This window comes from Sorangium sp. So ce119, from assembly GCF_051524405.1.
In the GTDB taxonomy this organism is placed as follows: domain Bacteria; phylum Myxococcota_A; class Polyangia; order Polyangiales; family Polyangiaceae; genus Sorangium; species Sorangium cellulosum_G.
This window is the reverse complement of the sequence record NZ_CP150310.1, coordinates 1,393,880-1,406,767: the sequence shown is the minus strand read 5'-3', so window position 1 is coordinate 1,406,767 and position 12,888 is coordinate 1,393,880. Positions and strand designations below refer to the sequence as shown.

The following is a 12,888-nucleotide window of genomic DNA, read 5'->3' as shown; positions in this document are numbered from 1 at the left end:
CGCACTCCTCACGACCCGAAGAGCCGGACGTCGGCGCTCGAGCCAATCCCCTTGATCGCCCAGATTACCCGACCTCCGGGGAGCCGTTCTCGCCGAATGAACGGCAGGAGCCGGGGCCGCACGCTCCCGTCGCCCGCGGGCCCGACGAAGCGGGCGCGGAGGAGCAGGCGATCCACGGCCGCCTCGGGCGCGAGCCGCGCGTCGGCCTCGGCGGCGGCGGCGATCCGGAGCGCGTCGGCCACCGCGGCGAGGCGCGGGGCCCGCGGCGACGCCTCGACGCACCGGGCAGCGAGGCGCGCGGCGGCCTCGCGGTGCGACGCGAGCCGCGGCAGCAGCGGGAGCGCGTCGTCCACGCGCTTGCGCTGGAGGATCGCGCGCGAGCGGGCGACCTCCGCGGCGTCGAACGGCCGCACGCCGTCCGGCGATGGATCCAGCGGCGCGGTGAGCAGCTCGGCCACGTGCGCCTGGACCGCAGCGAGCGCCGGGGCCCCGGCGGGCGGATCCGGATCGGAGGTGGAAATTTGCAGTGCTGATGCGCGTCCGGCCGTCGGCGGGGGGCGGGGCGGCGCGGATCGGGCGAGGACGCGGAGGGTCGCGATCTCGGCCGCGAGCGACGCGAACGGGGGGAAGTCGCCGTCGCGCTCGAGGAGGATCGGGACCGGCCCGGTGCGCTCGAGGACCGCGGCGAGGAGCGCGAAGACAGGCTCGGGGACGGGGTGGGCGTGCGTGTCGAAGTAGAAGCCGTGCTCGCGGGCGCCGCCGGCGATGTGGATCATCGCGACGCGATCGAGCGGGTAGGAGCGGACGAGCGTGGCGGGATCGGCGCCGGCGTTGACGGCGTTCGCGTAGACGTTGCCGACGTCGAGGAGGAGGTCGCAGCCGGTGCGGGCGACGACCTCGGCGTAGAAGCGCCCCTCGTCGAGGTCGTCGTCGGGGAAGCGCAGCGTGCGCGCGGCGTTCTCGAGCAGCAGCGGGATGTCCGGGAGCGCACGCCGGGCCGCGGCGACGTTCCGCGCGACGACGCGGGCCGCCTCGACCGTGTACGGCAGCGCGGTGAGGTGGCCGATCTCCCGGCCGCCGCCGCGGACGAAGGCGACGTGCTCGCTCACGACGGGGGCGGCGAGCTCCCGGCAGAGCGCCCCGAGGCGGCGGGCGCGATCGAGGTCGATGCCCGAGGCGCTGCCGAGCGAGAGCTTCACGCCGTGCGGCACCACCGGCCAGATGCGGGCGATCGCGGCCGCCTCGCGCCGCGCGGCCGGGCTCGCGAAGCAGGCCTCGGCCACGACCTCGACGAAGTCGACGGCGTCGGGAGCGGACAGCAGATCGGCGGCGAGCTCGGGGCGGAATCCGACGCCGACGCTGCCGACGCCGCCGTCGACGCCGGAGAGCGGTGCGCTGGGGAGGCGAGCAAGCACGCGGGGACCTCGCCCAGTTTGCCCCAGCGGAGCGGTTCGCGACAGGGGGCGAGCGGGTCGCGCCTGCGGGAGGCCGCGGGAGAGGCAGAGGATCGCGTTGCCAGGACGCCAGGAGGGGGGAACTCACCTCTTCGGCCAGAAGCGGAGATCTCGAGTTGCGCATGGCAACGAGGAGGGCGACGACATTGCAATGGGAAAGCGACCGATCCAGATGCCGGCGCCTCGCCATTCACGGCCGCTCCCGCGGCGCGGACACACTATGTCCGCGCAGCCGCCTTCGGCATTGCGCGCCTCCGCGCCGCGCGCGAGGCTCGGCGCCGAATGAAGATCCTCGCCATTGCGCTCGCGCGTCATAGCCAGTTCTCCGGTATCTTCGATGTGCTCCGCCGCAAACACGAGATCACGCTCGTCGCGCCGGACGGCACCGGCGAGGCGCCCGGGCTCCGCGTGATCCCCTTCACGCCGGCCCGCGTCAGCTCGGGCAGCCGGGCCGAGCGCGCGGTCGGGTCGTTCCTGGGCACGGGCCGGGCGGTCGCCAGCGCGATCGAGCCGCTCCGGGGCGAGCGCTTCGACGTGGTGTTCGGACAGGTGAGCTTCGGCTGCACCCACGAGATCCGGCGCGTCCTCGGCGCGCCCGTCGTCTCCCATGTCGAGCTGCCCGGCCGGGAGATGGCCACGGCGCGCCCGGAGTTCCCGCCCTCGCGCGAGGACATCGAGGCCGGCGAGGCGCACCGCGCCCTCGTCGACCAGAGCCTGCGCGCGTCCGATCTCATCATCACGCCGTCCCGCCACGCCGCGGGGCTGCTCCCGCGCGACGTCGCGCCGCGCGTGCGGGTGAGCATGGAGGGCTTCCGCGTCGGGCCGCTCAGGGACGCCGCCGAGCGGAGGGCCCTGCGGCAGCGGCACGGGCTGCCAGCCGACGCGCCGCTGCTCGGCTACTTCGGGAGGACGCTCGAGGCCATGCGCGGCTTCGACGTCTTCGTCCAGGCGGCGCGCGAGGTCCGCCGCGCGCTGCCCGGGGCGGCGTTCCTCGTCGTCGGCGAGCCGGTCACGCACTACGGCAGCGAGCAGGCCGCGCTCGGCGGCGAGAGCTTCAAGGACTTCGCCCTCCGGACCGCCGGCGTCGCCGAGCGCGAGCTGATGTTCCGGAGGATCCAGCCGTTTCCCGTCTACCGCGAGCTCCTCGCCGCCGTGGACGCCGCGGTGTTTCCGATCTTCGAGAGCGCGGGGCACTGGAGCTTCTTCGACAGCCTCGCCGAGGGCACGCCCGCCGTCGCGGCGCGCCGGGCCTTCTTCCCCGAGGTCATCAGGGACGGGCACAACGGCCTCCTCTGCGACGTGCGCGACGTCGCGAACTTCGCCGCGCGCAGCGTCGCCCTGCTGACGATCCCGGGGCTGCGGGCGCGGATCGGGCGCGCCGCGTGGGAGACGGCGCGCCGCGACTTCACCGAGGAGCGCGCGGCCGCGCGGTACGAGGCCGTCTTCGAGGAGGCAGCGCGGCTGCCCGCACGCGCGCTGACGGCGTGCGCGCCGGGCTGAGCGCCCGCCGCGCAGCGCCGGCGTCGCGTCAGCCGCGCAGCGACGCGGCCGCGTCGAGCGCGCGCGCGGCGGCGAGATCGGCCGGGGTGTTGATGTTGATGTACCGGCCCTCGAACCGCAGCGCCGAGAAGCGGACGCCCCGGCGCATCGCGAAGCGGAGGGCCTCGGTGATCTCCCGCTCGTTCCGGGACGGGTCGATCGGCGCGAGCGCGAACAGATCGAGGACCTCGGGGGTGAGCAGGTAGAGGCCGAGACCGCAGGCGAGATCGCCGGGATCCGGCGGCTTCTCGGCGAGCTCCTCCACGAGCTCGCCGCGCATCCGGACGCCGTAGTTGCGCCGCACGCTCGCGCCGTCGCCGCCGGACCAGACCGCCAGCGCGGGCGCGGCCGGCCACGGCTCCACGAGGCGCCCGTCGAGCACCAGGTCGCCGAGGACGACCAGCGCCGGCCCGCGCACGAGGGGCCGCGCGCAGAGCGCCGCGCTGGCGACGCCGTCCGGCGCTGGCTGGCGCACGATCGCCGCCCCGGGGCACCGCGACCGCGCGAAGCGCGCGACGTGCTCGTCGTCGCCCGCGACCACGAAGACCGGGGGCGCGCGCGACGCATGGTAAGGCAGGAGCTGGCGCATGAGCCGGCCGACGAGCGGCTCGGCGCCGAGCGCGATCATCGATTTGGGCACCCCGGCCGGCTTGTGATCGCCGAGCCGCGTGCCCCGCCCGCCGCAGATGAAGACAAGCTGCATGGCGGCTCCGTTCATCCGATCGGGTGCGGGGTCGGATCGCCGTCGAGGCGCGGCCTCAGCGCGTCGCAGTCGAGCGGCGCGAGGTCGGGCGTGATCACGCGCGCGACCCGCAGGCCGGCCCGCGCGACGTCCGGCGTGGTGAGGTCGACGAAGCACGCGTCCGGGATCCGCGCCGCGATCTGCCGCCATCCGGGCGCCGGCGGGCGGGGTCGCGCGACGCCGTCCGGGCGCAGCCAGCGCTGGCGGCTGGCGATCAGATCCCGCCGGACCGCGTGCGCGCGCGGGTGGTCGCTCAGCGTGCGGGGCGGGTACGCGGGCGGCGGCTCGCCGCGGGCGAGCCATCCTCGCAGCCAGATGTCGACCACCACCGTCTCCAGCGACGCGGCGCGCGCCGCTTCCTCGAGCGATCGGCGCGCCGCGAGGCCGGTCGCGGCGTACGGCGGCTCAGGCCGCTCGAGGAGCGAGACGACGACCTCGAGGCCGCTCTCGCACGGCAGCCGGCAGAGGTGGAGCCCCTCGATCGGGACGGGGCGCACGTCGACGCGCTCGACCGGCAGGTGGAGGCGCCACGCGCGCATCACGCTGTCGCGCTCGATGCGCTCCTCCAGCGCGTGCTGGATCGCGTCGTCGAGCGTGCGGCCGAGCGCGAGGCCGCAGGTCGTCTGCACGCCGAGCGAGGGCTCGCCCTCCGCGCGGTGGTACGGGAAATAGACGAGCGCCGCCGGTACCCAGACGGGCGCGTCGTCGACGAGCGACGTGGCGCGCGCCCAGCGCAGCGGCGCGTCGGCGTCGAAGGGCTCCCCCGGGGCGAGGCGGCGCGGGTCGAGCCACCGTCCGTCGAGATCGCGCGCGCGCGCCAGCGGGAGATCGTCGGGCGCGAACGCGGGACAGTAGCGCTCGACGCTCTCTCCGCTGGCCCGGGCGCGGGCCGACGCCCTCGTCGTGTCGGCCGCGATGCCGTCGTTGAGCCCCCGGACGCCCAGCTTCCACCCGAGCGGCTCGGTGCAGCAGCCGACCGCCAGGGCCGCCACGATCCCCGGGAAACCGCTGGCGATCTCGTCGACCCGCGTCACGACGCCGAGCCGCTCGCTCACGAGCGCGTCGATGCCGCTCGCCTCCGCGGGCAGGGGCGCCTCTCGACACCGCGGGCACCCGGGGACCGGGACGAAGTCGTGGCGGCGCGTCCCGCCCTCCGGAAGCAGCTCGATCTGGGCTGCGCCGGCCGCGCCGTCGTCGTCGCCGTCAAGAAAGCGCCGCACCGCCGCGGCGACGCGCGCCACGAGCGCGTCGGGCGCCTCCTCGACCGGCCGGCACGCCCTCGCCCCGTTCGATCGGCGGCGCGCGGTGAAGCACGCGAGGCAGCCGGACCCGCCGGCGCCCAGCGTCGGCCCGACGAGCACCTGCCCCTCGTCGCCGGCCTCGATCAGGATCCACGGCGACTGCGCGTGGCCGTCGAACGCTCGCAGCGCGGCGAGGTCGTCCCAGTGGCACGCGAGGACGACGGTGGACGACGCCGCGCCGCGCGGCGCGCTCGCCCCGGAGAGCGCGCTCCGGAGCGCCCTCGAGAACGGGGTGTGTCCCAGGATCTGGATCTCTTTCTTCATGGCTCATCCCCCCGCGCTCGACGATGGATGTCCTCCGGCAGGCCCCCGGCCCGTTCCAGCGCGCGCCGCGATCTGCGCGTAGGTCTCGTCGGGCAAGCCCAGCGTCCCCCGGATCTGCCGGACATCCTCGATGGGGCGGTGCGCGACGAGGATCCTCGCGGTCATGCGCGGAATGCCGAAGCGCGCCGCCAGTTCCTCGGGATCGCTCTCGTTCAGGGCGGCGAGCACCCCGTCGCGCTCGGCGCGATCCGGCGCGGGGCGCGGCGCGGCCGGCGCCGCGGGCTGCTGCGGGCGCCCGCCGCGCGCGGCGGCCGCGCGCACGGCGGCGCAGCCATCGATCAGACCGGCGCCGAGCCCGGGGTCGCGCGCCGGTGTCGCCGCCGCCGCCATGATCGCGCGCACCTCGGCGGGAGACAGCGTGGGATCCTGGGACAGGATGAGCGCCGCCACGCCGGCGACGTGCGGCGTCGCGAAGGAGGTCCCGAAATCGGACCGCGCGCCCCCGCCTATCGCCGCGGAGAGGATGTTCTCGGCAGGATCGTGCGAGCCCGAGCCTCCGGGCGCCCCGAAATCGACCTCCTTGCCATGGAACGAATACCTGCACCGGGCGCGATCGGGCCCGACGGCGCCCACCGAGATCACCGAAGGGTAATCGGACGGGTAATGCGGCTGATCGGCCTGATCGGGCCAGTTGCCCGCGGAGCAGACGACGACGGCGCCGCGCTCGACGGCCGTCGCGAGGGCGTCCCGGATGAGGCCGATATCGCCGCTGGTCTTCCAGCTCAGGCTGATGACGAGCCGCTTCCCCGCCGGGACGCGGCTCAGCGCATAGAGGATCGCGTCGCGCCGCCGCGCATAGCTCGCCGTCTCGCCCGAGAGCGGCACCTTGAGCGGCAGCAGCCGGCACCCGCGGCAAACCCCCTGGATCGACTGCGCGCCGCTGCCCACCAGGATGCCGGCGATGAACGTCCCGTGCCCGACCTCGTCGTCGGGGACGAGAACCCCGTCGCTCGCGAAGTTCCAGTCGTCGTCGTCCCCGCGCGGCAGGATCGCGTCCTTCAGCGCCGGGTGCGACGTGTCGACCCCGGAGTCGATCACGGCGACGATCACGTCCGGCGAGCCCTCGCCGTAGCCCCACGCGTCCGGGGCGCGGAGCAGCGCGAGGTTCCAGGCCGCCGCGGGCCCGCCGCTCGCCGGCGCGCCCGCCCCGCCGCCCTCGAGATCGTCGAAGCCGATGAAGTTGGGCTCGGCGAACTTCACCTCGCTCCGGCGGTTCAGGCCCTCGATCGCGCGCGTGAGCCGCGCCGGCTCCCGCTTTCCGTCGACGAGGCGCAGGGTGAGCAGCCCCGGGGTGCGGTGGCGCTCCGCGATCTCGAACCCCGCAGCGGCGATGATCTCCGCCTGCCGCGCCTCGGGGACGCCGTCCGCGAACTGCACGGCGCACAGCTCGGGATCCATGTACCGGCGGCTCGCCGACGGATCGCGGAACGCGGGCGTCACCTTCTCCACGTCGGGCGCGCGCTTGAGATCGGCCAGGATCTGCGGCGCCGACTCGGTCTCCGGGACGCGGAAGAGCCGGTGGCTCGCGCGCGGCCCCGAGCGCGCGTCCTCCCGGAGCCTCAGCGCCATGGGGCTCGGCGCGCGCGCGGCGGCCTCGCTCTCCCGGAAGGTCACCACGACCTCGGACGCGTCCGGCGCGAGCGCGACGCGGCTCCCGGTGAGCTTGTCGCGATAAGCCAGCTCGGGGACGTCGAAGATCGCCGCGACAGCGTCGAACGCGGCGGCGTCGATCTCCGGGAGGCCGCGCAGCTCGGAGAGGAAATAGAGCGGCCGCGCCGCGAGGATCGCGCGGGCGGCCGCCGCCGGGATCCCCGCCTTCTTCGCGAGCTCCTCCTCGCTCGCGGCGTTGATGTCGAGCTTCGGGATCTCGAACGCGCGCACGCCCCGCGCCACCCGGAACGGCAGGGCGCGGCGGAGCTCCGCGAGCCCCGGGAACGGGCGCGCCCGCACGAGCGCCTCGACCTCCTCCGGCCTCAGATCGAGCAGCGCGGCGAGCTGCTCCCTGGAAGCCTCATTGACGTGGACCGTTCGCATGGATCGCCTCCTCCTCCAGCACCTGAAACAGCTCGGAGAGACCGCAGCACGAGGGGTCGTGTCCCGGGTCGTGGCGCTCGGCGACGTAGCGCTCGTGCGGGCACCAGCCGCGGCAGTACTTGAAATACCGACACCCCCGCTGCTGCTCCTGCGCGGCGCGGTTATCCGCCGCGAGCGCCTGCGCGCGCTGGCCGGCGCGCATCTCGTCGAAGCTCTGGGTGAGCACGTTGCCGAGCGTGTAATCGGGGTCGCCGACGAACTTGTCGCAATGGCCGACGCTGCCGTCGGGCTCTATCGAGAAGAACGCCCCGACGCAGCTGCCGAGCAGCTCGCAATGGCCCGCCACCTCCCCTCGCGCGGCGCGGGCGGCGCTGTCGAGCTCGCGCACATGGATCCACGGCTCGGGCTGCGCCTTGCGCGCCCGGTCGAGCTCCAGCAGGAAGCGCACGTACGTCGCCCGATCGACCCATTCCACGCCGGGCCGCCCCGCGCCATCGCCATTGCCGGGGCGGGTCGGGAGCACGCCGACCCGGGTGAGCCCCTCTTCCTGCAGGAACCGGACGATCCGCGCCGCGCCCGCGGCGAGCGTCGCGCCGCCGATCACGAGGTAGACGTGCTTGAGCAGGCCGGCGTCGCGCAGCAGGCGCAGGCCACGGCGCACGTCCGCGAACGTCGACCGGCCGCTCACGTGCAGGCGCGTGCGATCGTGGAGCTCCGGCGGCCCGTCGATGCTGACCCCGACGTGCATTCCGTAGCGAAGGAAGAACCGCACCCAGGCGTCATCCATCGTGGTGGCGTTCGTCTGGATGCGATTGAAGATCTGCTGTCCGGGGCGCTGGAACCAGCGCTCCAGCGCGAGCGTCCTCAGGAAGGCCTTCTGACCGAGCAGCGTGGGCTCCCCGCCGTGCCACACGACCTCGATCGTGCCGTGCTGTCCGGACCCGACGAGCTCCTGGAAGAGCCGGGCCTGCACGGGGAACGTCATGATCTGGTCCGTCTCTGCCCGCCAATCGTGGCAATACGTGCAGCGCAGGTTGCAGAGGCGGGTGATCTTGACGATCGCGCAGGCATAGCCCGCGTAGCTCATGTCCTGCCCCGGCGCCCAGCGGAGCCGCGTGGGCGCCGCCGGCGCCTGGCTCGGCCGTGCGGCCTGGAGCCACGCCGCCTCGTCGGCGGTGAACAGCGTCTCCAGCGGCCAGGTCGCCAGCGCCTCGACCGGATCGAGGGCGCGCCGGAGCAGGACGTCGAGCGCGGCGCGCCCGGCCTCGTCGAGGCCATCGGCGGCCGCCCACAGCGCGGCCGCGCGCGCCTCCGAGCCGAGCGCCCGCGCGGCGCTCGCCTGGCTCCGGAGCACGACGGGGCGGCCGGCCACCGCGACGTCCTCGGGCAGCCCGGGCGACGCCGCCCGCTCCAGGAGATCGCCAGGGCTCCCGGGCCCGTCCTGCGCCTCGGCGAGGCGCGCGAGGGCGTCGCGGGCGCGGCCGAGCGCCGCGGGCGACAGCGATTCTTCCACGTGCACGCTCATCGTCGGCTCCTCATCTCCCCGGGCTCGCCGGCAGCGCGAGCGCCAGGAAGCTCCGGCCCTCTCGCATCATCAGCCCCCTCGCGCAGAACTCGACCAGCGCGGCCTCGACCTCGTCCGGCGGCGCGGAGACCCCGGCCCTGGCGGCGATGCTCTCGACCGCCAGCGGGCGATCGCTCGCCGCGAGGTACAGCGAGGCCAGCGGCCCCTCGAACGTGTACGTGCCGGCGCGCTCCGGATCGCGCAGGTCCTCGATCTGGAGCAGCTCCGGAGAGGACCAGTAGGTGAGCGACGGCCGCGGCGCCCGCTTCCACGCCTCGATCCAGGCGGTCACCGCCCTCGACAGCCCCTCGTACGCGGACGCCCCCAGCGTGTTCTCGAGCTGGTAGTCGAAGAAATAAGCCACCCTGTCGAGCGCGACGTGCCGCGGATAGACATACGCGTAGCTCTTCTCCGGCCGCACGTAGGCGGCGGGGAACGACGCGCGATCCGCGTAGATCGGGCTGAACCGCTCCATCCAGATGGGGCCCGCGCCCCCGGGCGGCTCCAGGTGGGTGAGCTGCGCGATGAGCTCCGTTTGCTCCCGGTAGTCCTCCGCGGTCTCGCCAGGGAAACCCCAGATGAGGTTCCAGCCGACCCCGATGCCATGGTACCTGGACCAGCGCATCGTGTTCACGTTCTGGATCCCGGTCACCCCCTTGCGCATCAGCTTGAGCACGTGGCTGCTCAGCGACTCGATCCCCGGCTGGATGCGCCGCACGCCGGCCTCGCCGAGCGTCTTGAGCTGCTCCCGGGTGAGGTTCGATTTCACCTCGTAGAAGAACTCGTAATCGGTCCGCTCCTCGGCGAGGCGCGTGAAGAGCGTCTTCAGGTACGCGTTCGAGACGATGTTGTCGACCGCCTCGAACTGGAAGCTCCTGTGGCGCCGCGCGAGCTCGGCCAGCTCCTTCGCGACCCGCTCCGGCGATTTGGCGCGGAACGCCATGGTCGAGCCGTTCAGCCCGCAGAACGTGCAATGGTGCTTCTCCCCCCACCAGCAGCCCCTGGCGCTCTCGAACGGGATGTCGACGACGCGCCGGCCCGCGCGGGGGAGGAGACCGAGCGCCTCGGCCCGCTCGAAATACTCGCTGTACTCGGGCACCGGCAGCTCGTCGAGCCGCTCGAACGGCGGGCGCGGCCGCGGGCTCACCACCTCGCCGCCCCGCCGGCACGCGACGCTCGGCACTCCGGCCGGATCGCGCCCCTCGTGCAGCGCGAGGAGCAGCTCGGGGAAGGCCTGATCGCCCTCGCCGCACACGGCGTAATCGACGCAATCGATCGACCGGCAGAGCTCGACCCCCATGTCGCCCTCGAAGTTCGAGCCCCCGAAGATCAGCGTCACGCCCGGGTGGCGCTCCTTGATGCGCCTCGCCAGGGCGAACGACGCCGTGTTCTGCTGGAACGTCGACGTGAAGCCGACCACCCGGAAATCCCCCCATGGGATCGCGTCGATGAGGCGATCGAGATAGCGGGGCACCACCTCGCGGCGGATCGCCCGCAGCCGCTCGGGCGACTCGGGCGAGTCCGCGGGCTGGCCGGCGCCGGGCAGGAGGTCCTCGAGGAAGCGATCCTCGAGATCGGGCGCCCGGTCGTCGAAGGCCGCCAGGGAGAACAGCCATTCGCCGACCAGGCGCCCTCGATGCCGGCAGAGGTGCTCGTACACGGCCGGGCCGACCTGGACCGCGAAATCCAGGTTCAGGTGGTGGGTCGTCACCGGGAACCCGTGGGACTCCCCGATGGCCTTGAGGAGCCCGAGCTGGATGGATGGCCTCGTCATCGACACGAACGGCATCGTCACGAGCGCGACCCGAAACGACGCGCGCGATCTCCGTGTCGCTGCGTCCAGCCTGGTCACGTCGCCCCGGACCCCCGGTGACCCGGGCCGGACCTCTCCCTGCCCCGGCTCGGTCGCGTCGAGCAGCGATAGACGTCGCCTGTTGTCAGGCGCCGGTTCGCGCGCGATGTCCCTGGGCGACGAGCTCATGGGCTAGTTAGTCCAGGTGACGGTCGCGCCGCCGACGGAGACCTCCCTGGCGGCGGCCTCGCCCTCGAACTCGTACCTGGCCGCGACGCCCGCCTTGAACGCCGATTTGAAGGCGTCCGACAGCCTGGGCAGGCTCGTCGGGCCGGTCGGCTCCGCCGGCTTCGCCTTCGCCTTCTCCGCGATCGACTGGCCCGCGATGCTGATGATGGCGAGCAGGAGGCCTCGCTCGGTCTCGGTGAGCACCTCCGAGAGCTCATCCAGCTTGGTCGCGAGCTTGTCGATCTCTGCCTGCGTGGGTTTGATTTCCATCTGTTTTCACCTTCCGTGAATGGTTGCCTCAGAATCCGGCGGCGCCATGGCGGGCGCCGCCGGAGCTTGCGGGGCTCCGGCGCGAGCGCGCGTGTCGGCGCGCCGCTGCGCGCCAGATGCGCGCCCGGCGCGCCCGGCGCGCGCCGGCACGCGTGCTCGCGCGTGCGCGCGTGCGCCGCGCTGGCTGCCCGCGGGAGCTTGCCTTGCTCGAGCCCCTGAAACCGTTGCTTCTGTGGTGCGGCCCCTACCGCTCTACCGTCTCCACCGTCGCTCGAAGCGAGGTGCGGTCACGCCGGAAGCACTCGACCGTCCTACAATGATTTCTGGCTCACGCACGGTCAAGGCGCGGACCACGAGGTCGGCTGGCCATCCATGCCGGCGCGCGGGCATATTGGCTCAATGGCTCGCTTCATCCATCGATGTCGGCCGCAACCGCGGCGCGGGCGCTGAGCCCGCCGCCGCGGCGCGGCAATGCCCGCGGGCGCCGTCGCGCGGGCATTGCCGCAGCGACGGCTCGATCGAGCTATCGCGGGCTTTCGCGCGGCTCGCCGGGCCGCGCGACGCGAGCGCCGAGCTCGCCGCCGCGGCGGTCAGCGTGGATTGGAGTCACGCCCTCGCCCCGCGTGGCTCAGAGGAACTGGCTGCTCCACTTGCGGAACGTCATGATGCTCTTCTCGCCGGCGCACAGGACGGGCTGAGGGCGATAGATCTTGTTCTCCCAGATCGGGATATCCTCCTCGATCTGCCGGCAGACCTCCGCGGCCAGGGCCTGGCCCAGGCGCTGCGCGCCGTCCTTGCGCAGCCAGAACGCGACACGCACGTCGACGAGCTCGTCGTCCACCGGGGTGACGGTGTTCACGAAGAGGAGCTCGACGATGCCGGTGAAGCGGATCGTCCCGTAGCCCATGCCGTGGCCTTCCCAGGTGATCGTGCCGTCGACCACCCGCCCGCCCGGGCCTCGCTGCTTCACCGCCGACCGGGATCGAATGATATGGCCCTCGACCTCGACCTCCGTGCGAGGCGGCTCCGGCATGCTGTGTACGGTGACGAAATGGGCCGGATCCACGATGTTCTCGAGCGTCTCCTGGACGTGCGTCCGGATCCTCCAGCGCCGGGTCGTGTCCATCGACCACTCGGTCGAGCGCGCCTCGGCGAGCGGCGGTATCTCGAAGGCGGGGGGCTCGCCGCCGATCGCGTGGTGGACCAGGATCGCGCCGTCGAGCTCCCGCGTCTCCCAGGCGCGGACCCTCGCCTTCGGAGGGATCGTGTCCGCGTACGGGATGTGCACGCACGCGCCCTCGCCGGAGATCACCCATCCGTGGAACGGACACCGGAGGCCGCCCTGCTCGACGCGGCCTCCGATCCCGAGGTGGGCGCCCATGTGCGGGCAGTGGGCGTCGAGGACGCGGGCCTGGCCGTCCTGGGTGCGGAACAGCACCAGATCCCGCCCGAAGCAGCGGAGCGGGAGCGGGCCGCCCGTGGACAGCTCCTCCGAGGAGGCCACCTGGAACCAGCCTCTGGGGAAAGGCGGAAGCGGGATGCGAGCGCTCACGTGGGTCTCCTCGGCTCAGCGCCTGTCGGGGTCGGCCGGGCGCTCGTCTGGCGCCCGGGGGAAGCGGCTACGTCATGCCGGCGATCGC

Annotated in this window: 9 protein-coding genes; 1 reads left to right on the top strand and 8 read right to left on the bottom strand. The window is 73.8% G+C overall.

Annotated features, from left to right (window positions below):
* Window positions 1-8: 8 nt before the first annotated feature.
* A complete protein-coding gene (locus WME76_RS05610) occupies window positions 9-1,415 on the bottom strand; it encodes a DUF692 domain-containing protein (RefSeq protein WP_437959157.1) in 1,407 nt (468 codons plus the stop codon).
* Window positions 1,416-1,736: 321 nt separating this feature from the next.
* On the opposite strand from WME76_RS05610, the gene WME76_RS05605 reads away from it, so the two are divergent.
* The gene (locus WME76_RS05605; protein WP_437959156.1) at window positions 1,737-2,954 is read left to right on the top strand and encodes a glycosyltransferase; all 1,218 of its coding nucleotides are present in this window, start codon (window positions 1,737-1,739) and stop codon (window positions 2,952-2,954) included.
* A gap of 28 nt (window positions 2,955-2,982) precedes the next feature.
* Here WME76_RS05605 and WME76_RS05600 read toward each other — a convergent pair whose 3' ends face one another.
* From WME76_RS05600 to WME76_RS05570, 7 genes are all read right to left on the bottom strand, one after another.
* Window positions 2,983-3,696 carry an NTP transferase domain-containing protein gene (locus tag WME76_RS05600; protein WP_437959155.1) on the bottom strand — a complete coding sequence of 238 codons (714 nt, stop codon included), beginning with the start codon at window positions 3,694-3,696 and terminating at the stop codon, window positions 2,983-2,985.
* Between the two features lie 11 nt (window positions 3,697-3,707).
* Complete coding sequence (locus WME76_RS05595) at window positions 3,708-5,300, bottom strand: YcaO-like family protein (protein WP_437959154.1); 1,593 nt, start codon at window positions 5,298-5,300, stop codon at window positions 3,708-3,710.
* Window positions 5,301-5,303: 3 nt separating this feature from the next.
* On the bottom strand, window positions 5,304-7,394 hold the full coding sequence (locus tag WME76_RS05590) for a S8 family peptidase (protein WP_437959153.1): 2,091 nt from the start codon (window positions 7,392-7,394) through the stop codon (window positions 5,304-5,306).
* A complete protein-coding gene (locus WME76_RS05585) occupies window positions 7,372-8,919 on the bottom strand; it encodes a radical SAM protein (RefSeq protein ID WP_437959152.1) in 1,548 nt (515 codons plus the stop codon). Before WME76_RS05585 ends, WME76_RS05590 begins: the two co-directional genes overlap by 23 nt.
* A 10-nt stretch (window positions 8,920-8,929) precedes the next feature.
* Window positions 8,930-10,753 (bottom strand): RiPP maturation radical SAM C-methyltransferase, encoded by a 1,824-nt coding sequence (locus tag WME76_RS05580; protein ID WP_437959151.1) that lies wholly within the window; start codon window positions 10,751-10,753, stop codon window positions 8,930-8,932.
* A 189-nt stretch (window positions 10,754-10,942) separates the two neighbouring features.
* A complete protein-coding gene (locus tag WME76_RS05575) occupies window positions 10,943-11,248 on the bottom strand; it encodes a hypothetical protein (RefSeq protein ID WP_437959150.1) in 306 nt (101 codons plus the stop codon).
* A gap of 628 nt (window positions 11,249-11,876) precedes the next feature.
* On the bottom strand, window positions 11,877-12,800 hold the full coding sequence (locus tag WME76_RS05570) for a Rieske 2Fe-2S domain-containing protein (RefSeq protein ID WP_437959149.1): 924 nt from the start codon (window positions 12,798-12,800) through the stop codon (window positions 11,877-11,879).
* Window positions 12,801-12,888: the final 88 nt, after the last annotated feature.

What these genes read in the sequence shown, in the direction of transcription:
- WME76_RS05605 (WP_437959156.1), top strand. Translation starts at nt 1,737, where the DNA reads ATGAAGATCCTCGCCATTGCGCTCGCGCGTCATAGCCAGTTCTCCGGT.
- WME76_RS05600 (WP_437959155.1), bottom strand. Translation starts at nt 3,696, where the DNA reads ATGCAGCTTGTCTTCATCTGCGGCGGGCGGGGCACGCGGCTCGGCGAT.
- WME76_RS05595 (WP_437959154.1), bottom strand. Translation starts at nt 5,300, where the DNA reads ATGAAGAAAGAGATCCAGATCCTGGGACACACCCCGTTCTCGAGGGCG.
- WME76_RS05590 (WP_437959153.1), bottom strand. Translation starts at nt 7,394, where the DNA reads ATGCGAACGGTCCACGTCAATGAGGCTTCCAGGGAGCAGCTCGCCGCG.
- WME76_RS05585 (WP_437959152.1), bottom strand. Translation starts at nt 8,919, where the DNA reads ATGAGCGTGCACGTGGAAGAATCGCTGTCGCCCGCGGCGCTCGGCCGC.
- WME76_RS05575 (WP_437959150.1), bottom strand. Translation starts at nt 11,248, where the DNA reads ATGGAAATCAAACCCACGCAGGCAGAGATCGACAAGCTCGCGACCAAG.